This is a genomic window from Streptomyces sp. NPDC002004 (assembly GCF_053593975.1).
Map to the genome: position 1 here is coordinate 644,268 of NZ_JBSFDP010000001.1, position 24,491 is coordinate 668,758.

Annotated in this window: 16 protein-coding genes and 1 tRNA gene; 9 read left to right on the forward strand and 8 right to left on the reverse strand. The window is 73.4% G+C overall.

Features of this window, described 5'->3' with window-relative positions; all coding sequences use genetic code 11:
• Positions 1 to 1,347, forward strand: a complete 1,347-nt coding sequence (locus tag ACWCP6_RS02765) for a vWA domain-containing protein (RefSeq protein ID WP_450930489.1) — start codon at positions 1 to 3, stop codon at positions 1,345 to 1,347.
• Positions 1,348 to 1,397: 50 nt separating this feature from the next.
• Entirely contained in the window at positions 1,398 to 2,762 is a 1,365-nt protein-coding gene (locus tag ACWCP6_RS02770) for an FHA domain-containing protein (protein WP_450930490.1), read from the forward strand.
• Positions 2,763 to 2,871: 109 nt separating this feature from the next.
• Here the strand turns inward: ACWCP6_RS02770 and ACWCP6_RS02775 are convergent, their stop codons facing one another.
• Positions 2,872 to 3,855: a methyltransferase domain-containing protein gene (locus tag ACWCP6_RS02775; RefSeq protein WP_450930491.1), complete on the reverse strand. Its 984-nt coding sequence runs from the start codon at positions 3,853 to 3,855 to the stop codon at positions 2,872 to 2,874.
• Positions 3,856 to 4,052: 197 nt separating this feature from the next.
• Between ACWCP6_RS02775 and ACWCP6_RS02780 the strand changes: the two genes are divergently transcribed.
• The 4 genes from ACWCP6_RS02780 (at position 4,053) to ACWCP6_RS02795 (ending at position 11,942) form a co-directional block, all read left to right on the forward strand.
• The gene (locus ACWCP6_RS02780) at positions 4,053 to 4,457 is read left to right on the forward strand and encodes a globin (RefSeq protein WP_450930492.1); all 405 of its coding nucleotides are present in this window, start codon (positions 4,053 to 4,055) and stop codon (positions 4,455 to 4,457) included.
• A 159-nt stretch (positions 4,458 to 4,616) separates the two neighbouring features.
• Positions 4,617 to 8,036, forward strand: coding sequence for an FtsX-like permease family protein (locus ACWCP6_RS02785; RefSeq protein ID WP_450930493.1), 3,420 nt, complete (start codon positions 4,617 to 4,619; stop codon positions 8,034 to 8,036).
• Positions 8,037 to 8,170: 134 nt separating this feature from the next.
• Positions 8,171 to 10,867 (forward strand): ABC transporter permease, encoded by a 2,697-nt coding sequence (locus ACWCP6_RS02790; protein WP_450930564.1) that lies wholly within the window; start codon positions 8,171 to 8,173, stop codon positions 10,865 to 10,867.
• Between the two features lie 76 nt (positions 10,868 to 10,943).
• Complete coding sequence (locus tag ACWCP6_RS02795; protein WP_450930494.1) at positions 10,944 to 11,942, forward strand: ABC transporter ATP-binding protein; 999 nt, start codon at positions 10,944 to 10,946, stop codon at positions 11,940 to 11,942.
• 87 nt (positions 11,943 to 12,029) lie between these two features.
• On the opposite strand, the gene ACWCP6_RS02800 is transcribed toward ACWCP6_RS02795, so the two are convergent.
• The 7 genes from ACWCP6_RS02800 to ACWCP6_RS02830 form a co-directional block, all read right to left on the reverse strand.
• Positions 12,030 to 12,770, reverse strand: coding sequence for a hypothetical protein (locus ACWCP6_RS02800; protein WP_450930495.1), 741 nt, complete (start codon positions 12,768 to 12,770; stop codon positions 12,030 to 12,032).
• Positions 12,767 to 13,222 (reverse strand): acyl-CoA thioesterase, encoded by a 456-nt coding sequence (locus ACWCP6_RS02805; protein ID WP_450930496.1) that lies wholly within the window; start codon positions 13,220 to 13,222, stop codon positions 12,767 to 12,769. Before ACWCP6_RS02805 ends, ACWCP6_RS02800 begins: the two co-directional genes overlap by 4 nt.
• A 2-nt stretch (positions 13,223 to 13,224) precedes the next feature.
• The gene (gene ettA / locus ACWCP6_RS02810) at positions 13,225 to 14,889 is read right to left on the reverse strand and encodes an energy-dependent translational throttle protein EttA (RefSeq protein WP_450930497.1); all 1,665 of its coding nucleotides are present in this window, start codon (positions 14,887 to 14,889) and stop codon (positions 13,225 to 13,227) included.
• Between the two features lie 492 nt (positions 14,890 to 15,381).
• Complete coding sequence (locus ACWCP6_RS02815) at positions 15,382 to 16,776, reverse strand: LAETG motif-containing sortase-dependent surface protein (protein ID WP_450930498.1); 1,395 nt, start codon at positions 16,774 to 16,776, stop codon at positions 15,382 to 15,384.
• A 307-nt stretch (positions 16,777 to 17,083) separates the two neighbouring features.
• Complete coding sequence (locus ACWCP6_RS02820) at positions 17,084 to 17,662, reverse strand: single-stranded DNA-binding protein (RefSeq protein WP_450930499.1); 579 nt, start codon at positions 17,660 to 17,662, stop codon at positions 17,084 to 17,086.
• 211 nt (positions 17,663 to 17,873) lie between these two features.
• A complete protein-coding gene (locus ACWCP6_RS02825) occupies positions 17,874 to 20,300 on the reverse strand; it encodes a GTP-binding protein (protein WP_450930565.1) in 2,427 nt (808 codons plus the stop codon).
• A 14-nt stretch (positions 20,301 to 20,314) separates the two neighbouring features.
• Complete coding sequence (locus ACWCP6_RS02830) at positions 20,315 to 21,958, reverse strand: dynamin family protein (RefSeq protein ID WP_450930500.1); 1,644 nt, start codon at positions 21,956 to 21,958, stop codon at positions 20,315 to 20,317.
• Between the two features lie 306 nt (positions 21,959 to 22,264).
• On the opposite strand from ACWCP6_RS02830, the gene ACWCP6_RS02835 reads away from it, so the two are divergent.
• The 3 genes from ACWCP6_RS02835 (at position 22,265) to ACWCP6_RS02845 (ending at position 24,461) form a co-directional block, all read left to right on the forward strand.
• Positions 22,265 to 22,337: transfer RNA gene (locus tag ACWCP6_RS02835), tRNA-Arg, on the forward strand.
• Positions 22,338 to 22,528: 191 nt separating this feature from the next.
• Positions 22,529 to 22,864 (forward strand): hypothetical protein, encoded by a 336-nt coding sequence (locus ACWCP6_RS02840; protein WP_450930501.1) that lies wholly within the window; start codon positions 22,529 to 22,531, stop codon positions 22,862 to 22,864.
• A gap of 1,270 nt (positions 22,865 to 24,134) precedes the next feature.
• Positions 24,135 to 24,461 (forward strand): hypothetical protein, encoded by a 327-nt coding sequence (locus ACWCP6_RS02845; RefSeq protein WP_450930502.1) that lies wholly within the window; start codon positions 24,135 to 24,137, stop codon positions 24,459 to 24,461.
• Positions 24,462 to 24,491: the final 30 nt, after the last annotated feature.

The following is a 24,491-nucleotide window of genomic DNA, read 5'->3' on the forward strand; positions in this document are numbered from 1 at the left end:
ATGGCCAATTTTTCCAAGTCGAACGTCCCACAGTTCTCCGTGGACGTGTACCAGAACGAGTACCTGCCGGAGGGCGGCCGCGAGGTCAACGCGATCGTCACGGTGACCGCGACGGGCGGCGGCACGATCGGCGGCGCCGTCGCCGCGCCGCACCTGTACGCGGCAGGCGGGGCCCCGGACGCGGCCGTCGCGATCATGGTCGACTGTTCGGGCTCGATGGACTACCCGCCGACCAAGATGCGCAATGCGCGGGATGCGACGGCCGCCGCGATCGACACCCTGCGCGACGGCGTGCACTTCGCGGTGATCGGCGGCACCCATGTGGCCAAGGAGGTCTATCCGGGAGGCGGCGGCCTCGCCGTCGCGGACGACCGCACCCGCGCCCAGGCGAAGGAGGCGCTGCGTCGGCTCTCCGCGGGCGGCGGCACCGCGATCGGCACCTGGCTGCGGCTCGCGGACCGGCTGCTGTCCTCCGCGGACGTCTCCATACGGCACGGCATCCTGCTCACCGACGGCCGCAACGAACACGAGTCTCCGGAGGACCTGCGGGCCGCCCTCGACGCCTGTGCGGGCCGCTTCACCTGTGACGCGCGCGGCGTCGGCACCGACTGGGAGGTGAAGGAGGTCACCGGCATCGCCTCGGCTCTGCTCGGCACCGCCGACATCGTCGCCGATCCGGCCGGGCTCGCCGCCGACTTCACGCGGATGATGGAGACGGCGATGGGCAAGGAGGTGGGGGACGTGAGCCTGCGGCTGTGGACGCCGACGGGCGCGGAGCTCGTCTTCGTGAAGCAGGTGGCTCCCACGGTCGAGGAGTTGACCGACCGGCGCACCGTGACCGGCCCCCGCTCCGCGGACTATCCGACCGGCTCCTGGGGCGACGAGTCCCGCGACTACCACGTCTGCGTGCGGGTGCCGGCCGCCCGCGTCGGTGAGGAGATGCTCGCCGCCCGGGTGTCCCTGGTGGCCCCCGGACCCGACGGCGACGCGCAGTCCCTGGGCGGGCAGGGGCTCGTACGGGCCGTGTGGACGGACGACATGGCGGCCTCGACCTCGATCAACCCACAGGTCGCGCACTACACGGGCCAGGCCGAGCTGGCCCAGGTCATCCAGCAGGGTCTCGACGCACGCAAAGCGGGCGATTTCGACGGTGCAACGGCCAAACTGGGCCGGGCGGTTCAGCTCGCCAGTGTGTCCGGAAATGCGGATACTGCGAAACTCCTTGCGAAGGTGGTGGACGTCGTCGATGCAGCGACCGGTACTGTGCGACTGAAGGCGAAGGTCGCGGACGCCGACGAGATGACTCTCGAAACCCGGTCGACCAAGACGGTCCGCGTCAAGAAGTGAGCAGTGAGCAACGGCCCTTCGGGCCGGTGAAGGAAGGGGGAAGCACCGACATGCCGACCTGCCCGAACGGACACCAGTCGGGTTCCGACGACTGGTGCGAGGTCTGCGGTCACCGCATGGCCGGTGCCGTACCTCCGCCCCCGCCGCCGCCCCCGCCGGCCGCCGGCTACGGCTACCCGCAGCCGGGCCCGCCCCCGGTTCCCGGCCAGGCCGGTCCCGGCCAGGTGCCCCTGCAGGGCGGCCCCCAGCCGGAGCTGTGCCCGCAGTGCCGTACGCCGCGTGAGGGCGGTGCGCCCTTCTGCGAGGAGTGCCGCTGGAACTTCCTGACCAACACGGCCACCTCGTACACCCCGGCAGCGCCGCGTTCGCCCATGCCCGGTCAGGGTCCCGGCCCCGGTCAGGGTCCCGGTCAGGGTCCCGGTCCCGGTCCCGGGATGACGAACCCCGCGGCGCGCTTCACGCAGCCGCCGCCTCCCGGCGGCCCCGGGCACGACCCGTTCGACTACCACGGTTCGCGGCCGTCCCAGGTGAACCGGCCCGCCGAGCCGATCCCGCCGAGCCCGCCCTACGGCGACGGCCCGTCGGGTGCCGTACCGCCGCCGCCTCCGGGCCTGGGCGGTCCGGGAGGTCCCGGTGGCGCCGGTGGTCCGGGAGGTCCCGGCGGTCCGGGGGGCGCGCCGCAGGCCTTCCGGCAGTCGCCCGGCGGCCCGCCGCCCCCGCCCGCATTCCCGCAGGAGAGCCCCGGATTCCCCCAGGGGAACCCCGGATTCCCGCAGGGCAACCCCGCGTTCCCGCAGGAGAGCCCCGGATTCCCGCAGGAGAGCCCCGCTTTCCCGCAGGGCAACCCCGCGTTCCCGCAGGAGGGCGGTGCGCCGCAGGGTCCCCCGGCCGGCCCCTCCTTCGGCGGCGGTGACGACTGGGTGATCTCCCCGCCGTCGCACGCCGCGAACGGCACGTCCGGCCCCGCGCCGACCCAGGCCCCGCCCGGGCCCGGGTTCCCGTCGGCGCCCCTGACGTGGATGGCGACGATCGGTCCCGACCGCGAGTACTTCATGGCGATGATGCACCGCTCGGGCCCCGAGGCCTCGGGCCTGAACCTGCCCGCGTACTCGCCGGAACAGCAGCGTGAGCTCGTCGGCGACCAGATCACCATCGGCCGCCGCCGGCACTCCACCGGTGACACCCCCGACATCGACCTGTCGGTGCCGCCGGAGGACCCGGGCGTCTCGCACCAGCACGCGGTGCTGGTGCAGCAGCCGGACGGCTCCTGGTCGGTCGTCGACCAGAACTCCACCAACGGCACGACGGTCAACGGCTCGGACGAGCCGATCCAGCCGTTCGTCCCGGTCCCGCTCCAGGACGGGGACCGGGTGCACGTGGGCGCCTGGACGACGATCACGATCCGCCGCGGATAGCCGCGTCCGCGGAACACCCTGCGCGGGACGGTCTCCCGCTCGGAGCGCACCACCGCCTGCCCCGGGCGGGAGAGGCGCGTGCCGCGCCCCGAGCGGGAGCACCGCACGCTCAGAGCGGGAGTGACCAGGCACACGGCCCTTCGGGGTCGTCCAGCCAGGCCCACTCCCGTTCGCCGTGCACGCTCACCCCGAAACGGTCGCGGGCCGGCCGTCCCTCGCCCTGCCACAGGGCCAGCGCGTCGTGCGGGTCGAGGGCGCCCGCGGTCAGCGCCAGCAGGAAGCGGAACTGCTCGTCGCGCAGTGCCCACTCCGGCAGTCCGCCCGGCCGGGGCCGCTCGGCGGTGCGCCGGGGGGTGCCGCGCAGCGGTACGAAGTACGCGGGTGTGCGCAGGAACCTGCCCTCGGCCCGTCCCGGCCCGTGGACCGTGAGGACGACCAGTCCCGTCGCCATCGGCGCGAGGATGCGGGCTCCGGGCGTGCACTGGGCGACCCATGCGGGCGGGATCGCGTCGAGTGCGCAGGTGGCGACGATGCGGTCGTAGGGGGCGCGCACCGGGCAGCCGCGGGCTCCGTCGCCGGTGATCACGACAGGCCGGCGGCCCGCAGCGGCGAGGTGGCTGCGCGCCGACTCGGTGATCTCCGGATCGAGGTCGATCGTGGTGACCCGCTCGTCGCCCACCCGGTGCGCGAGGAGCGCCGCGTTGTAGCCGGTGCCCGCACCGATCTCCAGTACCGACTGTCCCTCCCGCATCTCCAGTTCCACCAGCATCCTGGCCATCAGCGACGGCTGGCTGGAGGAGGAGACGAGTTCGCCGTCACGGACGCGGGTGGCGAGCGGCGCGTCCAGATAGGCCTCGCGCAGCCAGCGGGCCCTGCGGCCCGGGTCGGGGTCGTCGCCCCAGCGGCGCTCGAATCCGCCGCCCCGCACGGCGACGTAGAAGTACGGCACGAACAGATGCCGGGGGACCTCCTCGAACGCCCGCCGCCAGGCCGGCTCGGCGTCCCAGACCCCGCTCGCCGCCATCTCCCGCACGAGCCGGGCACGTGCCCGAGCCGCGGCGGCACCGTCGGCGCGGGTGTGGTGGGAAACCATGCCCCCACTGTCCTGCCCGCCGGGGTCCGGGGCGAGCACCGTGCCCGCCGAGTCGCCCCCGGGGACCCAAGTCCGGGGCCCTCCGTCGGCGCGTCTGAGAGCATGGAGAGCGTGCTGCCATTCGGGGGACGCCCCCCGGGGCCCCCGGCCGAGCGGACCGAGGGCTTAACCGAGCGACTTTTGTGAGGCCAAACGACGTGAGCGAGATCCGGCGCGGCACGCTTCAGGAGGAGACCTTCTTCGAGCAGGTCGGCGGTGAGGAGACCTTCCGGCGCCTGGTGCACCGCTTCTACCAGGGCGTCGCGGAGGACCCGCTGCTGCGGCCCATGTATCCGGAGGAGGACCTCGGCCCCGCCGAGGAGCGTCTGGCACTGTTCCTGATGCAGTACTGGGGCGGGCCCACCAGCTACAGCGAGCAGCGCGGCCACCCGCGGCTGCGGATGCGGCACGCGCCGTTCACCGTGGACCGGGCCGCGCACGACGCCTGGCTGAAGCACATGCGGGTGGCGGTCGACGAGCTCGGTCTCTCCGAGGAGCACGAGCGGACGCTGTGGAACTACCTCACCTATGCCGCCGCATCGATGGTGAACGCCGCGAGCTGATCACCCGGGAAGCTCCACCGGTCTCCCGGGAAGCCCCTTTGCCCGACCCCTCGGGCAGGTCCGCCGGGGCGTTGTCCACAGGCCTTCCGCAACTGCGTTCACTCTGAAAACATCGTCCCCGGGGACGTACTGTTCGTACGGAGTTGCACGGGGGCCGGGGTGACGGGGTTCGTACTGTTGCGCGCGCGGGCGCACCGCCTGCTGCTGGCCGCCGCGCTGCTCACGGTGCTGCTGACCACATCGGTCCTGGTGACTCTCACCGCGTTCTCGGGCGCGATCGGCGACGCCGCGCTGCGGCACTCGCTGCGCACCCGGGACACCGCCGCGACCACGCTCGTCGTCCGGGCCGATGTGCCACCGGAGCGCCGTGGCGCCGCCGACGCGGCCGTGCGGGCGGGGGCGCGCCGTACCTTCGACGGGCTGCCGTTCACCGTGCGGAGCCTGACCCGCTCCGGGCCGTACGCACTCCCCCGCTCCCTCCAGCCGCCCGCCGCCCGTGGCGGGGAGCCGGATCTCACCCGGTTCGCGGCGCTCGACCGCCGGCAGGTCGAGGTCACCGCGGGCCGGGCACCCGGCGCGCGGGGCTCCGTGACCGAGGTGGCGCTTCCCGAGGCCGCGGCACGGCCGCTGGCACTGCGGCCCGGTGCCCGGCTCACGCTCGTCGACCGCCTGGGCGGCCCGCGCGTGCCCATCCGCATCACCGGCCTCTACCGCCCCGCCCGGCCCGCGTCGCCGTACTGGCAGCTGGACGATCTCGGCGGGCGCGGGGTCCGGAAGGTGGCCTTCACGACGTACGGGCCACTGCTGACCGACACGTCGGTGCTCGCTCACGACGGACGCGTCAGCGCCGGAACGACCGCGTGGCTGGCGACGGCGGACTTCTCCACCATGACGACGGGACGTATCGACGCGCTGCGCAGCGCCGCCCGGCAGGGTCCGAAGCCGCTGCTGCGCGATCCGGCGCTCGCCGGCTCCACGGCGGTGTCCACCTCCCTGCCCGCGGTCCTGGACCGCGCCGAGCGCTCCTTGCTGGTTGCCCGCTCGACCCTGCTGATCGTCGCGCTCCAGCTCGTGCTGCTCGCCGGTTACGCACTCCTCCTGGTCGCCCGGCTGCTCAGCGCCGAACGCGCCGGTGAGACACGGCTGTTGCGGGCGCGCGGCGGCTCGGGCGGGCGGATCGCGGCCGTTGCGGCGCTGGAGGCGCTCCTGCTGGCGCTGCCCGCCATGCTTTGCGCGCCCCTGCTCGCGGGCCCGTCGACACGCCTGCTGGCGGGGCAGGGCGCACTGGCACGCATCGGTCTGCGGCTCGGCGACGTGGGCGGACCCGGCGTGTGGCTGGTGGCGGTGGGCGTGGCCCTGGGCTGTGCCCTGGCGGTGACGATCCCGGCACTGGGCTCCGGCCGGACGGCCGGCCGGATGCGCGGGCGGCTCGCTGCGCGCCTGGGCAGGCCGGGCCCGGGCTCCGCAGGGCGCGCGGCGCCGCTGCCCGGGCCCGTGCGGGCGGGCGCCGACATCGGGCTGCTCGTGATCGCGGTGATCGCGTACGCGCAGTTGGACCGGCAGACCTCCGGGGCGGGCGCGGTCAGCGGGGACCGGTCCGGGGCACTCGGCATCGATCCGCTGCTGGTGACGGCCCCCGCCCTGGCGCTGCTCGCCGGGACGGTGCTGACGCTGCGGCTGCTGCCGCTCGTCGCCCGGCTCGCCGAGCGGCGGGCCGCCGGGGGCCGGGGACTCGCGGCGGCCCTCGCGGGCTGGCAGTTCAGCCGCCGCCCGCTGCGGGGCGCCGGTCCGGTGCTGCTGCTCGTCCTCGCGGTGGCGACAGGCATGCTGGCCATCGGTCAGAGCGCGTCGTGGGACCGCTCGCAGGACGACCAGGCGGACTTCGCGGCGGGCACCGGGATACGTGTGCTCGGCAGCAGCACCGGCCCGTTGGGGCAAGCCGGCGTCTACGGTGCGCTGCCCGGTGTGCGGGACGCGGCGCCGGCCGTACGGGCCTCCATGCCGCTGTCGGGCGACCACGAAGCCACGGTGCTGGCCCTGGACAGCGCCCATGCCGGGCTCTTGCTGCGCCCGGACCTGGGCGCGGGAGGCGCACGGAAGGTACTCGGGCGGATCCGGCCGGGGACCGACGACACCGGCACGGTGACCCGTCTGCCCGCGGGAACCACCCGCCTCACCCTCGCTTTGCGCATCCGCCCGGCGGGCGGTGCCTCGAAGGTGAGCGCCGATGTCTCCGTGCTCGTCGAGGACCGGTACGGCACCCCCTACCGGCTCCCTCTGAACGCCCTGCGCGCCGACGGACGCGTGCACCGGTTCACCCTCGATCTCGCCCGCGCCGCGGCAGCCCCGGCCGGGAAGCCCGCGGGGCCGCTCGCGCTGACCGGCCTCGACCTGGACCTGACACAGCCCGTCGACCGCGCCGAGCGGCACCGGTTCACCATCGAGGGACTGCGGGCGACCGGCGCGGACGGGGCGCAGCGCAGCTTACGGCCGGCCTCCGGCTGGCGGGTGTCCGCGCGGACCACCGGGACCGCGTTCGGCCCGTCCGATGCCGCGCGTCCGGCGCCACCGCGCCTGGCACACGACCGCGGTGCCGCGGTGTCCGTCGCGTACGGCACGGGCTTCGTGCCCCTCGAGGCGGCCAGGCACGGCGCGGTGCCCACCCTGACGGTGCGGCTGGCGGCGGCCCGGACCGCCCCGTCCGAGGTCCGGGCGGTGGCCACGGACCGTTTCCTGCGGACGGCGGGCGCACGGATCGGACAGCGGGTGGACGTGCCGCTCGGCGGGAGCACGGTGCGGGCCCGGATCGTCGGATCCGTACGGGCCCTGCCGACCACCGGCGGGGCGGACGAGAGGGCGGGTACGGCCGGGTCCGGCGGACCGTCGGATGCGGCGGACTCCGGGAGCGGGGCGGACCGCGCGGACACGGACGGCGACGCCGACGGTGGGGCGCTCCTGATGGATCTGCCGGCCGCGAACCGGCTGTTGGCGGTGCGCACCGCGGACGGTGTCACGCCGACCGAGTGGTGGCTCACTCCGGAGCCGGGGCGTGCGCAGAAGGTGGCGGCCGGGCTGCGCGCCCGCCCAGATATCGACCCCTCGCAGGTGCTGGTGCGCAGCGAGGTCGCGGACGCGCTGCGCGACGATCCGCTGGGCGCGGGGCCCGAGTCGGCACTCGCCGCGGCCGCCGTGGCGGCCGCCGCGCTCGCCGCCGTCGGGTTCGCGGTGAGCACCGCGGGCTCGCTGCGCGAACGGTCCGCGGAGTTCGCGATCCTGCGCGCCCTCGGCACCCCGCGCCGGCGTCTGGCCCGGCTGGTCGCCGTCGAGCAGAGCATCCTGGTCACCGTCGGCCTCTCCGTCGGCGTCGCCCTGGGCACGCTTCTGACCCGCGCCGTGGTGCCGCTGGTGGTCCTCACCGCCGAGGCCACGCAGCCGGTCCCCGAGGTGCTCGTCGAACTCCCGCCGGCCCGGGTCGCGCTGCTCCTGGCGGGGGTGGCTGCAGCACCCCTGCTGATCACAGCGGCCCTGTCCCTGTACCGCACACGCCCGGCGGCTTCGCTCCGGGAGGGGGCCTCGTGACCTCACGCCCGCACTTCGGTCCGGACGCCCGGGCCGGGACCGCCCCGAGCACCGCTCCGGGTGCCCCGACCGGGACCGCCCCCCGGCCGGCCGGCCGGGGGGCACCGGCCGTCGCGCCCTGGACGCGCACCCGGCTGCGGGCCGCACCCGGCGCCGCCTGGGCGCTCGCCGTCCTCGTGGCGGTGACCGCGTGGCTCGCCGCGGTGTTCCCGCGGGCGGTGGAGCGGTACGAGGACACCGGACTGCGGCACGCGGTGTCGGCCGCCTCTCCGGCGCGCGCGGCGCTGCAGTTCGCGGCCCCGCAGCCGGGGTTCGAAGAGGCACAGGCCCGGCGCGAGCAGGCCCTGCGCGGCGCGGCACTGCGTTCGGCGTACAGAGGGGTGCTCGGCGCGCTCCGGCCGCCGCTCGCCGCGGACCGCGGGCAGTCGGCGTACGGGGTGCGCACCGGCACACCCCTCGAGGCGCCGGAGCGATGGCTGGCGCGGCCGAGCGGACTGGCCGCCCGGTTCTCGCTCATCGCCCAGAACGACCTCGCCGCACACGCCCGTCTGCGCAGCGGCCGGCTCCCGGCCGTCCACAGCCCGGTCACCGCCGGAACGCGCGAGGTGGAGGCCGCGGTCAGCACCGAAACCGCCAGGACGCTGCACATCGACGCCGGTTCGGTGATCCATGTGCCGGGTGTGCTGCGCGACCGGCTCGCCGTCCGCGTCACGGGCGTCGTAGAGCCGCGGAGCGCCTCGGGCCCGTACTGGTCCGTGGCCCCGCTGCTGCACACCCCCACCCTCGTACGCCTCACACCGAGCGACCCCGACTCGCCCCGGTACTGGCTCGGCGCGCTGCTGCTCCCGCCGGACGCCGCCCCGGTGCTGCTCGGCACGACCGGGGACCCCGAGCGGTACTGGCAGCTCGCCCCCGACATCGGCGCGCTCACCGCACACGACGTGCCCCGGCTGGCCACCGCCGTCACCGCCACCGTCGACGGCCCGGCCCTGCTGGACGTGCGCCGGGTCACCGACGACAACACCAGCGGCCGCACCGACCTGGACACGGTGCTCACCGCATACGCGAAGCTGCGCGACGGTGTGAGCCCACTGGTCGCCGTCGCCGCCTTCGGCACGGGCACGGTGGCCGGCGTCGTGCTGCTGATGGCGGGAAGCCTGGCCGCCGAGCGGCGCCGTTCCGAACTGTCCGTGCTCCGCGCACGCGGCGCATCCCTGCGCGGCCTCACCGGCCGTCTCTTCGCCGAGACGGCGGTCGTGGCGGTGCCGTCGGGCGCGCTCGGCCTCGTGGGCGCGCTGCTCGCCGTGCCGCACGGGCGGACGCGGTACGCCGTCGCGGCCGCCGCCGGTGTCACGGCGCTCGGCTGCGTGACGTTGCCGCTTCGGGCCCTCGCCGCGCATCGCGCCGTGGGCGTGCACAGCGGCCGCGCCGACCTGGTCACCGCCCGCCCCTCGCGGCGGCGCACCGTCGCCGAACTCACCATCCTGGTCCTGGCCGTGGGCTCGGTCGTCGCCCTGCGCCGGCGCGGCGCGGACGGCGGTGACGCGCTCGTGGCGCTGGCGCCGGCGCTCGTCGGTGTGATCGCGGCACTCGTCCTGGTGCGGCTGTATCCCCTCCCCTTGAGGATGCTGGCCGGACCCACGGGACGGCTGCGCGGCGCGGTCGGCCCGCTGTCGCTGGCCCGCGCGGGCCGCGCCGGGTCATCGGCCGTCCTGCCGCTGCTCGCCCTGCTGACCGCCCTCACCACCGCGGCCTTCGGCGGCTCCACCGTCGCGGCCGTCGCCGCGGCCCGGGACGCTGCCGCCCTGCACGCCACGGGCGCGGACGCCCGCGTGGACGCGTCCGGCGCCCCGCTCCCGTCGTCCCGCACGTCGCGGGTGCGTGAACTCCCGGGTGTGCGCGGCGTCGTGCCGCTGCGGATCGCGGACGGCGCGGAGCCCGTGGCCGGGTCCGTGGCGGGTTCCGGGAAGGTGACGCTGGTCGGTGTCGACCCGCCGGCCTACGCGGCACTCGCGCGGCGCGGCGGCCTCGGGCCTTTCGACGCCGCGGCGTTGCGGGCCCCACGAGCGCACGGTACGGGGGCGGCGCTTCCGGCCCTCGCCTCCCCCACCGCGGCCGCGCGGCTCGGCAAGGGCGCCGTGACCCTGCGGATCGACGGCCGGCAGGTCGTCGTCCGGGTCGTCGCCGTGCGGGACGTCACCCCGGCCATGGACGGCGGGGACTTCGTCGTCGTGGACGCCGCGGGGCTCGCGGGGGATCCACGGCCCACCGCGCTGCTGGTGACCGGTGACCGGGTCGACGGCGCCGCGCTGCGGGCGGCGGCGGGGCCCGGAGCCGCGGTGCGCGTGCGATCGGAGGAGCGCGCGGGATACGTCGACTCGCCCCTGCAGAGCGGAGCCGAGCGGGTGTACACGGCGGCGGTCGCGGCCGGGGCCGCCTACGCGGCGCTGGCGCTCCTGCTCGCCCTGGTGCGCGCCGCGCCCGAACGAGCCGCCCTGCTGGCGCGGTTGCGCACGATGGGCCTGACCCGGGCGCAGGGCCGCCGTCTGCTCGTCCTGGAGGCACTCCCGCAGGCCGTGCTCGCGGCGGGCGGCGGCGCCCTCACCGGCTGGGCGGCGATACGTCTGCTCGCACCGGGCATCGATCTGGCCCCCGTCGCCCTGCCCCCGCCGTTCGCCGCGTCGGCCGCCCCGCTCGCCGCCGACCCGGCGTCCCTGCTGCTGCCCGCCCTGTGCGTGGTGGTTCTCGCCCTGGGCGTGGCCGTCACCCAGGCGTGGTGGACGGGCCGCCGCGGCGCGGTCACGGAACTGCGGGCGGGGGACGGCCGATGACAGCGGGCAGCACCACCGGCCGGGTCGCCGCCCGGCCGGTCCACCACCCGGTCGGGGCATCACCAGGGAGGCACCCATGACCCCCGTCGAACCGACGCTCGCGGAGCTGGAGCGGCGGGCCACGGCCCGGCGCGAGCGGCCCGCCTACGGGCACGACGCGCTGATCACCTGCGACCGCCTGGTCCGTGTCTTCTCGACGGACGGCGTGGAGGTGCAGGCGCTCCAGGGCCTCGATCTCCTCGTTCGCGAGGGGGAGTTGATGGCCCTGGTCGGCGCGTCCGGAAGCGGCAAGTCCACGCTGATGAACATCCTCGCCGGCCTGGACGAGCCCACCGCCGGCGCGGCGAAGGTGGCGGGCCGGGATCTGGTGACGATGGGCGCGAAGGCACGCCTCGCCTACCGGCGCGAGGTCGTCGGCTTCGTCTGGCAGCAGACCTCCCGCAATCTCCTGCCGTATCTCACGGCCGCTCAGAACGTCGCCCTTCCGATGCAGTTGAGCGGCGGCGCCGGCCGGGGACGCGGTCGGCGCGCGCGGGCCGACCGCGCCCTGGAGCTGCTGCGGTTGCTGGAGGTCGCCGACTGCCGGGACCGGCGCCCGCACCAGATGTCCGGCGGCCAGCAGCAGCGCGTCGCGATCGCCGTCGCCCTTGCCAACGGCCCTTCGGTGCTGCTCGCCGACGAACCCACGGGCGAGCTCGACTCGCACACCGCCGAGCAGATCTTCGCCGCCTTCCGCACCGCGAACGAGCAGCTCGGCACCACGATCGTGATCGTCACCCATGACCAGGCCGTCGCGAGCGAGGTCCGCCGCACGGTCGCCATCCGCGACGGACGTACGTCGACGGAGGTGCTGCGCCGTACCGAGGTCGACGCGGCCACCGGCCAGGAGTCCCTGGTGGCCCGCGAGTACGCCATGCTGGACCGCGCGGGCCGCCTCCAGCTCCCCGTCGACTACACGGAGGCCCTGGGCATGCACGACCGCGTCCTGCTGGAGCTGGAGCCGGACCACATCGGCGTCTGGCCGGACGACGCCTCCGGTGCGGGTGCTCCGGAGGCGGCACGGGAACCGTCGTGAGGCGCAGCTCGCCCCGGTGACGGCCCCGTCCCCGGACCTCACTGTGCCGTGCGGCCGCTCGGGCGCCGGCGCGGCAGCCGTGCCTGGTTACGGTGCGGGAGTGACCGGTGTGCCGGGTGCGACGGGAGTGACGCTGAGGGTTCCGGCGCCGGCCCGGCGCACGGCGATCGCGCCGTAGGGCGTACGCAGCCGGAGCCACGTCCCGGCGGACAGCAGGGCGATGCCCGGCCCGGCCTCGGCCCCGCCGGGTGCGGAACGCAGAAAGCCCAGGGACTGGGCGGCGTGCACGGCGCGCACCGGCAGGTCGGTACTCCCGACGGGCCGTGACCAGATCTCGCGCCCGATGCGGTCCAGTTCGGCGCGGGTGCGCGCCTCGGGTGCCAGCGCCTCGGTGCGTGCGCGGAACTCGGCGACCGCCGTCGTCACGGCCGTCCGCACCGCATCCGGCGACGGGAGTCCGGCTTCCGGGCGCCAGCCGCCGCGCGGGGGCAGCACCCCGGCCCACGGCGGTCCCGTGACGGCGTCGGGCACGACGGCCGTGCCCGCGGTCTCGTCGATGGATTCCAGCAGGTCACCGGCGGAGACGGTGATGTCGAGGGTGGCCTCGAGCCCGTTCTCGTACGGTTTGGCGAGGCGGGCCGTGCGGATCGCGAGGACCTCGAAGGACGGCGGACGCCCGAAGGCGGCGAGCGCCGTCCCGGCGACCTGGAGGCGCACCGCGGCCGCCCGGTCGTAGTGGATCAGCCGGGCCAGGAAGGCGGCGAGGTCCGCCGCCTCCCCGGTGTCGGCGAAGTGCAGCGTCTGCCTGGGCAGACCGGACGCCGTCATGCGACGAGCGCCTCCGTCTTCTCTTCCTTGCCGTCCGCCCGGTGGAGGTACTCCAGGAGGCGGGTCTTCTCCTCGGCGCTGATCCGCCGCGGCCGCTGCTGCTCGAAGTCGTACGGGACGACGATCGTCGACGCGCGCACATAGACCTGGTCGGAACCCTCGCCGTCCTTGATCTCGTACGCGACCGTCAGCGAGGCTGCGCCGATCCTGCTGACCCACAACTCGACGACCACCGGCGCGTGCCGGTGGACCAACGGCCGCACGTAGTCGATCTCGTGGCGGGCCACGACGGACCCGCCGGAGAAGGCCGGCGACCCGTCCCCCGGCGCCAGCCGGAACATGAAGTCGATCCGCGCCTCTTCCAGATAGCGCAGGAAGACGACGTTGTTGACGTGCCCGAAGGCGTCCATGTCCGACCAGCGCAGGGGGCACTGGTAGCTGTACCGAGCCAAGATCAGCCCCGGGTCAGCTTCTTGTAGGTGGCGCGGTGCGGACGCGCGGCGTCCGCACCGAGCCGCTCGATCTTGTTCTTCTCGTAGGACTCGAAGTTGCCCTCGAACCAGAACCACTTGGATTCGCCCTCGTACGCGAGGATGTGCGTCGCCACGCGGTCCAGGAACCAGCGGTCGTGGGAGACGACCACGGCGCAGCCCGGGAAGTCCAGCAGCGCGTTCTCCAGCGACGACAGGGTCTCGACGTCGAGGTCGTTGGTCGGCTCGTCGAGGAGCAGCAGGTTGCCGCCCTGCTTGAGGGTGAGCGCGAGGTTCAGGCGGTTGCGCTCACCGCCGGACAGCACGCCCGCGGGCTTCTGCTGGTCCGGGCCCTTGAAGCCGAACGCCGACACATAGGCCCGCGACGGCATCTCGACCTGGCCGACGTTGATGTAGTCCAGTCCGTCCGACACGACCTCCCAGAGCGTCTTCTTGGGGTCGATGTTGGCGCGGCTCTGGTCGACGTAGGAGATCTTGACGGTCTCGCCGACCTTGATGTCGCCGGAGTCCGGCTCCTCCAGGCCCTGGATCATCTTGAACAGCGTGGTCTTGCCCGCGCCGTTCGGGCCGATGACGCCGACGATGCCGTTGCGCGGCAGGGTGAAGGACAGGCCGTCGACGAGGACCTTCTCGCCGAACGCCTTGTTGAGGGCGTCGACCTCGACCACGACGTTGCCCAGGCGCGGGCCCGGCGGGATCTGGATCTCCTCGAAGTCCAGCTTCCGCATCTTCTCCGCCTCGGCGGCCATCTCCTCGTAGCGGGCCAGACGCGCCTTGGACTTGGCCTGGCGCCCCTTCGCGTTGGAGCGCACCCACTCGAGTTCTTCCTTGAGGCGCTTCGCCCGCTTGGCGTCCTTCTGGCCCTCGACCTTGAGACGCGTCTGCTTGGTCTCCAGGTACGTGGAGTAGTTGCCCTCGTACGGGTAGGCGCGCCCGCGGTCCAGCTCGAGGATCCACTCGGCGACGTTGTCCAGGAAGTACCGGTCGTGGGTGATCGCCACGACGGTGCCCGGGTACTTGGCCAGGTGCTGCTCCAGCCAGTTCACGGACTCGGCGTCGAGGTGGTTGGTGGGCTCGTCGAGGAGCAGCAGGTCGGGCTGCTCGAGGAGGAGCTTGCAGAGCGCGACGCGGCGCTTCTCGCCACCGGACAGGTTGGTGACCTGCCAGTCGCCGGGCGGGCAGCCCAGGGCGTCCATGGCCTGCTCGAGCTGGGCGTCGAGGTCCCAGGCGTTGGCGTGGTCCAGGTCCTCCTGGAGCTTGCCCATCTCCTCCATCAGGGCGTCGGTGTACTCGGTCGCCATCTGCTCGGCGATCGCGTTGAACCGGTCCAGCTTGCCCTTGATCTCGGCAACGCCCTCCTCGACGTTCTCGAGGACGGTCTTCTCCTCGTTCAGCGGGGGCTCCTGCAGGAGGATGCCGACGCTGTAGCCGGGCGACAGGAACGCATCACCGTTCGACGGCTGCTGCAGTCCCGCCATGATCTGCAGGACGGTCGACTTACCGGCGCCGTTCGGCCCGACGACACCGATCTTCGCGCCGGGGAGGAAGCTCAGGGTGACGTCGTCGAGGATCACCTTGTCGCCGTGCGCTTTGCGCGCCTTGCGCATGGTGTAGATGTACTCAGCCAAGAGAAACCGTCCGGCAGCTTGAAACCTGCAGTGTCGAGATTCGACTCCGCCGCGTGAGGGCAGACACACCCATCTTGCCGTACGTCCGTCGCGGGGCGGAAACCGCCTGGTGGCAGGGTGCGGAGGGTCACAACCTGACGTGACGTGCGTGCGGGGGCGCGGCGGGGGTCGCAGGCGCCGGGCCGGGGGTGCGCGGCGAGGGGATGCAGTCGCCCGGCCCGGGGTGCGCGGGGCGGCCACGGGGCAGGCCGACGGGGGGCACGGAGCGACTGCCCGGCATCGCCGCGGAGACACGGAGCGGCCACCGGACAGGGCGCACGACAGCGTGAGGTGGCCGCCGGGCTCGGCGCGGGGCCGTCCGGAGCGACCGCGGGTGCCTGCCGCGGGGCGGCGTGCACGGCCGACGGGCACGGCGAAGGCCCCGGTCGCCATGGGCGGGCCGGGGCCTTCGCCGTCATGGAGTCACCGTGCGGCCACTCCGTGACGCCGTCGTCACTCCCCGGTCGGGGTCTTCTTCTTGCGCAGGAAGAACACGGCCGCGCCGCCGACCACGACCAGCACCACCGCGATGCCCGCGATGACCGGCGTGGCGCTGGAGCTGCCGGTCTCGGCGAGGTCGGTGCCACCGGTGGACCCGCCGGCCGAGGCCGGGCTGGGCGCGGACGACGGCTGCCCGCTGTCACTGCCGCCGCCCTGGGTCTTGCAGTCGAGCACGCCCTTGAACCGCTTCTCGAAGCCGTTCGGTCCCTTGATCGTGAAGTCGAAGGCCTGGTCCTCCTGCAGCGGGATCGTCACGGTCTGCGACTTCCCGGCGGCGATGGTGTGCTTGGCGCCCATGAGCTCGAAGGCGAACGGCTGGTCGCCCGAGTTGCTCGCCGTGATGTCCACGCCGCCCTTGGCGCAGTTCTTCTGCGCGGACAGTGCGGGAATCGCACCCTTGGCGGCCCAGTTCGCCGTCGCGACCGCCGACACCGTCGACTCGCTGGAGCCCGCGAGGATCTGGGTCTGGCTGCGGGTCTCCGAGGCGAAGGCGCGGCCGACCGGCACGGTCGTCGACGCCTGGACCGTCAGCGACGCGGAACCGTCCGCCGCGTCCTTGGGGACGTCGAAGAAGAGCTCACTGCCGTTGACCGCGGACTGGACCAGCTTGCCCTTCTTGTCGACGACCTTCACCTGGCTCGCGATGGCGTCGGGGCCCGGTGCCACCGTCACCTGGTCCGCGTCGGTGTGCACGGTGACCGGGCCGATCTTCTCCCCGGGGTGCCCGGAGACCGCCGGCGGCTCCAGCGTCAGCGACGCCTTGGGCTCGGCCAGGTTCTGCGCGTGCTTCTGGAGGTAGTCGGCCAGCTTCTCGGCGTTCGGGTCGAGCGCGTCCACGTGCGCACCGTCCGAGTAGCGCCAGATCGCCACCTGCGTGCCGGCCGCCGCGTCCTCCTCGGTCAGGGCGGCGGCGCCGGCCTTCTTCGCCAGCGCGTTGAGGTCGTTCACCTGGGGGTAGGAGTTCTGCAGGATCCAGCGGATCCGGCCGGCGTCGGCGTTCCCGTTCAGCGACGTGCCGCTCCAGGAGGTCTCCTGGTACTTCGCGTCCTTCTGCGTCGGGTTGTGGATGTCGATGCAGTAGGTCTGCAGCATGCCGCCGTCGTCCACGGACATCTCGAACAGACCGGCGGGCACGCGCTGGTCCTTGCCGTGGTCGTGTATGACGGCCTCGCCGTAGGTCTTGAGCCCGCCCAGGGTGGCGGTCGCGCCGCCCCGCTGCTGGGGGGCTTCGTCGGCGGCCGCCGCACCCGCGAAGGCGACGGTCCCGGCGGCGAGGAGGCCGGATATCGCGGTCGCGGCAGCGAGGCGGGCAGCACCTCGCGCCTTGACAGAGAACGCAGAAAACACAGAATTCCCCTTCGGGCGGGCCCCGTTGACATGGGGGGTTGGGGTCCCACCAGCAGAATCAGATGCCCCGTGAGCTATGAACCGGCATCCTAGAAGTGCGGCGCAACAGGATCCCCAGTCATACCAGCGGATAACCGATCCGACTCGCAATCGTTATCGCGGAAATGAGTCCGCGGCCGGGCTTATCGACAAATCCACTGCACGCATTCGTCGATAAGCCGCGGATCGGACCCTGTGACGTCATGTCAGTTCGGTTGCACTCGCGACATGGTGACGCACAGTCAGTGACAGCCGACGAGCGCTGCCGTCATACCGGCACGGCGACTTCGGCCGCTTCCGACGGCTCCGGTGTCCCCGACTTCCTCGCTCGCCGCCGCGGCGGGGACGCCCCCGCCGCCGCACCGGCACCCACGCCCACGGCACCGCCGCCCGCCGTCTCCGGAACGCCCGGCGGGTCCTGCTCGAACCTCGGCTCCGTCCCGAAGCCGGACTCCGCCGCGAAGCCGGGCTCCGCCTGCGCGGTCTCCGAGCGGGCCGGGCGGCGGAACGCCGACGTACCGCGGGACAGATCGTGCCCGACGGCCGTCGCGTCGATGTCCGCCGACATCCAGGGCTGCCCCTCCCGCTGCTCGGTCTTCACCTTCAACCGCCCCTGCACGATGACCGGGTCGCCCACGCCCACCGAGGCCGCGACGTTCGTGCCGAGTGCGCGCCAGGCCCACACCGTGAAGAAGTTGGTGTGCCCGTCCACCCAGGCCTCCGATGCCCGGTCGCGGTGCCGCGAGGTCACCGCGAGGCGGAACCGCGCCACCGACCCCGTCGGCAGTTCGCGGAACACCGGCCGCGTCGCCACGTTCCCGACCACCGTCACCATCGTCTCGTTCATCCCGATCCCCTCCCGGGCCATACGCCGACGGGCCCGTCCCGTACGGCTGCATCCGTTGCATCCGCGCTCCGCCGGGCTGTGGGGCCCTGCGAGGCGCTGCGATGCCAGACTGCATCCGCCGGGACGAGCCCGCTGAGGCCCGTGGACTACCGGTCGGTTGTGGACAACTCCACCACTCGATCGGGGTGTTGCCCGCCCGTCGACGGGCTCATCAGCGCGCCCGCGCCGGTGCCGACGCCCTCGCCGACGAACCGGCCGGGGTCCCCACGACCCGTACGTACTGCTCCCGTACCTCCCGATACCGCAGCAGCTCGGCCGCCACCGGATCCAGCACCCGGGCCCTGCCGCACGAGGCCGCCGCCTCGTGCAGGCGGCGCTCGGCCTCGAGCCCGTATCTTCGCGCAGGGCCGCGGGCCGCCACCCTGCACAGCCACTCGACGCACGGCCCGCCGATGATGCCCGCCAGCATGAGCAGCACGGGGACGCCCAGGTTGGGCGCGCTGACACCGACGATCTGCCCCACCAGCCACAGCCCGCCGACGATCTGGACGATCGTCATCAACGCCTGGACCAGCACGGCGAGCGGCCACCAGCCGGGGCGCGGCGGACGCCCGGCGGGCACCCCCGCCTTGACGGCCATCTCGTCCAGAGCCTCGGGCAGCCCCTTGGCGCCGCGGGCCGCAGCCTCACGCACGGCCTGGCCCCAGGCCGCGGGAAGCCCCGACGCCGCCTGCTCGGCCACGGTCCGCACCGCCTGCTCGACGCGCTGGCGGGCGGTGGTCTCGTCCTCGGCCGGTGACTGCGGGGCGGGGCGCAGGGCGTCCGGCGTGCGCTGGTCCTGGTACCACCGCCACAGCCGCAGCCATGGCGTGCCGCAGGCCTTGCTCGCGTTCCTGCGCCAGGCGCGCTCGGCCGCCTCTCCGGCGGCGGTCGCGCCGACGGCTTCCGCGAGCCGGTCGGAGAACCGCTCGCGCGCGTCCTCGGTGAGCCCGGACCGCCGTCCGGCCGCGTAGAGGGGCCGCAGCCGGTCCGCGGCGGCGTCCAGGTCCGCTTCGATACGGCGGACGGCGGCGCTCCGCTCGGTCACGAACTGATCCAGCACCTCGCGCAGTTCGCTCATGCCCTCGCCGGTCATCGCGGACACCGGGAGCACGGTCATGCCGGATTCGCCGTACTCCCCCAGGGCGATGCCGTCCTCGTCCAGGAGGCGGCGCAGGTCGTCGAGGACCTGGTGGGCCGCGTCGCCGGGCAGCCGGTCCACCTGGTTGAGGACGACGAACATGACCTCCGCGTGGCCCGCCATGGGCCGCAGATAGCGCTCGTGGAGGGCCGCGTCGGCGTACTTCTCGGGGTCGACGACCCAGATCACCGCGTCCACCAGCGCGAGCACGCGGTCCACCTGGGCGCGGTGCTCCACCGATGCCGAGTCGTGGTCGGGGAGGTCGATCAGCACGAGCCCCTCGAGCTGTACCTCCGCGTCGGGGTCCCGCAACGGTCTGCGGCGCAGCCGTCCGGGGATGCCGAGCCGGTCGAGCAGCCCGGACGCGCCGTCGGTCCAGGTGCAGGAGATCGGCTGCGAGGTGGTGGGGCGACGTACGCCGGTGTCGGAGATGGTCACTCCGGCGAGCGCGTTGAACAGCGTCGACTTGCCGCTGCCCGTGGCGCCCGCGAGCGCGATGACGGTGTGCCGGTCGGAGAGCCTGCGCCGCGCGGCGGCCTCGTCGAGCACCCGCCCGGCCTCGGCGAGCGTGCCGCTGTCGAGGCGGGTGCGGGAGAGGCCGACGAGTTCGCGCAGGGCGTCGAGGCGGGTACGCAGGGGGCCGTCGTACACGACCGTGGTGGGAGCCGGCGGGGTGGGGGCCGGCGCGGTGAACCGGACGCCCCCCGCCATGGTTCCGGTGCGGGCGTCGTTCATGTCCTCCTCGGAGATCCGACGGGCGATCAGGCCGTCGTCCCAGTAGTCGGCGAAAGAGCCGTGGGGCGCGGCCGCCTGGCCGCGATGGATTGCGGTGCCGCGGGGACGGTCGGCCGGCGCCGCCTGAGGTCCGTTGCCACGTCCGTCGTCGCGCGGCCGCGTCGTGCCGTTCGTGTACGGGCGCGATGCGGCGTGGTCCGGTGCGGGAGCATGGGGCGCCCCGTGGGGAGTCCCCTCGCTCGCCCGCGGGTGCTCGGTGGCGCCCTCGGGGGTCGTGGGCGGGGCGTCGCCCCGGTCCGGCTCGGCGCGGTCGGCGTCGGCGGACGGCCGGTGACCCGTGCCGCGCACCATCTCCTGCGTGCTGCCGTGGGCCGCCCTCTCGCGGGCATCGTGCGGCAGCTCGGAACCGTCGTACGAAGCCCGCCGCGCATCGGAGCCGTCGTACGAAGCCCGCCGCGCATCGGAGCCGTCGTACGAAGCCCGCTCGGCGGCGCGGCCGTGGTCATCTGCGCCTTCGGCGTCACCGGCACCGGCGCGTCCCCCGCCATCGGCTCCCCCGCCGTCGACGCCCTCGTCGTCGGCGCCTTCGTTCCCGCCGCCGTCCTCGGCCCCGGCACCTCCGGTCCGCTCGGGAGAGCCCGGCCCCTGTCGGCCCTCCTGGCTCTCCTCCCGCCCGGGGCCGTTGTGGTCCGAGGGGTTGGTGTGATCCGGGTGATCGGTCATGGCAGTCACCGCGGTCACCTCTCCTTCTGCAGTACGGACAGCGCGGCGATGAGTTCGGCCTGGGGCTCGGAATGGACGGCGAGGGCGTCGAGGGGCGCAAGGCGCCGTTCCTTCTCGGCGTGCAGCACCTTCTCGACGTAGCTGCCGAGCAACTGCCCGCCCCGTTCGCGCAGCCGGAGCGCTCCCTGGGCCCCGATGCGCTCGGCGAGATTCTCGCCCGCCGCACGGGCCCGGCGCCCGGCCAGCAGCGTGGTGGCGAGGAGTGCCGCGATGACCTCGGGGTCGGGCGCGACGGTCTTGTCGAGGTGGCGCACCTCCTCCTCGGCGTGCTCCTCGAGGACGCGCCGCCACCGCCGTACCGCCAGTCCGATCCGGTGCTCGGCGCTCTCCAGATCGGGGTCCCGGCCCGTGAGACCGGGGGCCTTGCCGCCCGGCTCACGGCGCCAGCGTTCGTCGATGTACTCGTCGGCGGCCGTGACGGCGCACAGCAGCACGGACGACAGGCTCTCGACGAGCGCGTCGAGGAGTTCGGCCGCCCCGCAGTCGAGGGGATAGCTGCGCCAGCGCTTCAGGGCGTCGCCCGAGAGCACGGCCCCGGCCTTCAGCCGTCCCGCCACGCGCGTGTGCTCGCGTTCGTACGCCTCCTCCACGGCCGTGGTGAGACGTACGGCCCCTGCGTGCTGGGCGGCGAGTGCGGCGGCGAGTTCGGGCATGCGCGCCCGGAGGGAGTCGAGGACTCCGGCGGCGGTACGGCCGATGGCGTGATAGCGGGCGGCGGGGTCCTGGGCGCGCTGGACGAGCCAGGCGCGCAGCGGCGCGACGGCGCTGGCGGGCAGGAGCCCGCCGCCGCCGGTCGACTCGGGGAGCTCGGGCACGGTGAAGCGCGGGACTTCACCGAGGCCCGCCTTGGTGAGCAGGGCGGCGTAGTGCCGGGAGACCTCGGAGACGATCTGGTGGGGCACCCGGTCCAGAACGGTGACCAGGGTCGCGTCGTACTCCTTGGCGGTACGCAGCAGATGCCAGGGCACCGCGTCCGCGTACCGGGCGGCGGTGGTGACCATGATCCAGACGTCGGCGGCGCAGATCAGCTGGGCGGCGAGGACGCGGTTCTCGGTGACGAGGGAGTCGATGTCGGGGGCGTCGAGGAGGGCGAGGCCCCGGGGCAGCGAGTCGGCGGTCTCGATCCGCAGCAGCCGCTCCTTCGTGTCGCCGCGTCTGCCGCCGGCCACGAGGCCCTCGTCGATGCTGCCGCCCACGGTGGTCACCGAGGGGTCCTGGTGAGGCACCCAGACACGCGTGAGGTCGGGCAGTACGCGCATGCCGCTGAACCAGTGATGGTCATCCGAATGGCAGACGAGCACAGGAGTGCGGGTCGTGGGCCGCAGCACCCCGGCCTCGCTGACCGGCCGTCCGACCAGTGAGTTGACCAGGGTCGACTTGCCGGCCCCCGTCGAACCGCCGACCACGGCGAGCAGCGGCGCGTCGGGTGCCTTCAGTCGGGGCACCAAGTAGTCGTCGAGTTGTGCGAGCAGTTCGTCCCGGTTGGCACGCGCGCGGGGCGCCCCCGGCAGGGGGAGCGGAAAGCGTGCGGCGGCGACACGGTCGCGCAGGGCGGAGAGTGCGTCGAGCAGCTGAGGCCGTACGTCCAAGGTCACCACATGCGAAGAATGCCCAATTTTGGTGACTTTCTGAAGCATATGCGGGCCCTGCGCGCCGATCGGCGTACGGGACGGAAGGGACGACTGGGGCGCAGGCATAACGAGTGCACAACACCCGGGGCGCGAGACGTCAAAAGCGATGCGGGATTCGCACCTGCCTGCGATTATCAGGACCGCTTCACCGAACCTCCACATCGCGGCGCGACGGTGAAGCGTCGGGGGTAAGGACCTGGGAGCCCTATCCTTGTCCCCGGCGAGGTCACGGACCGCCCCCGCATCGGGCTCCAGGCCACCGGCCACCACCCGGCCCCCGTAGCTCAGTGGATAGAGCAGGCGCCTTCTAAGCGCTTGGCCGCAGGTTCGAGTCCTGCCGGGGGCGCACAGTGTGCTCGACTGATCGGCCCTCCTGCCCGGAGGGCCTTTTTGCTGGTGGCGGGGACCCTAGCGGGTGGGGCGTAGCGGAAGCGTAAGCGTTGGGCGCTCCTGCCTGCGATCATGGGGAGTGTCCGGCGCCGTCCGGCTGCCACCGGGTTTTCACGGGTGGCCGTGTCGAATACGTGTCGAAGTTCTGTGCCCGAGGGATCAGCCGGCGGGCGGCCGCTCGGGGAGATCACCGGCAGCTTCAAGCCGCCTCTTCAGGTCGGGCAGCTGGCCCTCGATGCATCGGGCGCAGGCCGCCAGGAGCACGGCGACACTGACGGCATCGCGGCCCTGGTCTTCCTCTGCAAGCCCTCCGGCGGCACCGAACGCACCTCAAGCGAGCCCACAGTTGTCTCCTGGCCCGCGCCCGAGGAAGTCAGCGAGCACATGCCCGAGGTCTTCGCGATCAGAGTCCTGGATGCCTTGGAGAGCACAGGCCTCCACGTGCGGAGCCACGACGGCAAGCACCTCATCCCAGCGGGATAAGACTTTCCCTACTTCATCAAGGCACCCGGCTGCGCTCCGCTCCGCCGGGCGCGCTTCCCGGCTCCGCTCCGCGCGACGCTCCTGCCTCCGGCCCGCTCCGCGCGCGCTGCGCCGACGCGCGCCCACTGGTGGATAGGGCCGGTGGCCATGAGTCGAACACCGCGTATGCGGCGGTCAGAACAGTGCCTCCGGCGGGGGATCGGCCAGCACCGGGATGGAGGGGGCGCCATCGCCGACCGCGGGTCCGTCGTGGCGGATGTGGGGGGGCTCCCATCCCGCACACCGTCGCCCAGCGGCCCACAGCCTCCGGAGAACGTGGTCATCCGAGCGCGAGGACAGCCCCCTGGGCCCACGTTCGCTCCGAGATACCCCGGACAACAGTGAGGCCGGAGAACAGCTCGCTCCCCGACCTGCACCGCCCTACTGCCCTACCGCCCTTCGTCCACCAAGCGGGGGATCGTTGCGCCGCGCCAGAGGACCCCATGGGACTCAGAGCCTGACCATCAGTGACTCTGGATCGTGTGCACCAGCCACGTGAACACGTCGTGGATCACTTGGGAACCGAATCCCACGAACAGGTCTACCCACCAGTTTGCGTTCAGGTAAGCCGCCCCCTTTCTGCCTCGCGGCGGGACTACGGGCGAAAGATCTTCCCGCGTACCAGCAGTGATAGCACGTGATCCAGGTCACTTGTCTATACCAATTCTGTGAGTACGCGATCACCAAATGTGAGCGAGTACACCAAGTGCGGTACATGTCACGGACGTTGCGATATGGTCCGATTTATTCGATCATTGCGAGCGGCGGCCACGGCCAGCACGCGCCGGAGGCGTAACCGGCGCACCGTGCGGCAGTGAGGTACCGCGCCCCTTGCGTGCCCGAAGCGAGGGGACTGCACGGGGAACAGCGGGGGAGTCGCGGCGACCGCACAGGAAACGAGCAGGTCAGCGTCTCGCCTGGCCAGCACCCATCCGCGTACGCGATCTTCCAAACTGGCGCTCTAGACAAGGCCAGCCCCTTGACTTGGTCATTGAGGCTCCACCGACCTACGCGTCGTGCTAGACCGTTTGCCATGGGCGAGGGACTGGCTTTGATCGTCGCAGGAGTGGGCTGTGCAGGCGCGTTAGGGGGTGCTTACATCGGTGGGATCCTAGCGGGGCGAGGAGCAAGGTCCAGCGCAGAAATAGCAGCCGCCGCAACACGATCCAGCGCAGAGATGGCAGACGCCGCAACACGGTTCAGCGCAGAGATGGCGGCCGCTACTGCTCGCATGCAGACCACGCTTCCTTACTACGCGGCCTTCCAGGCTTCGCTGGACGAGTTCCGCCGATGCCTTAGAGCTGACCCCTTTGACCTCGAAAATCTGAAGCGCGCCGACCAGTTGGTCCATAACGGCTACAACCTGGTCCGTTCCCTTCCGCACAGGGACGTGGCCGACAAAGCATGGTTTATCAACAACGCATGCGAAGCGATCACGAAGAATCTAAACCAGGACCTCGACTCTCAGGAAAAGCGCTTGGCAGCATGGACGAGCGTGGGGGAAAAGCGACTTGACCTAGATGATGCGATAGCAAGCGCCATGAACCCACGAAACTGACGGCAGGCCGACGGCGGACCCACGGTACGC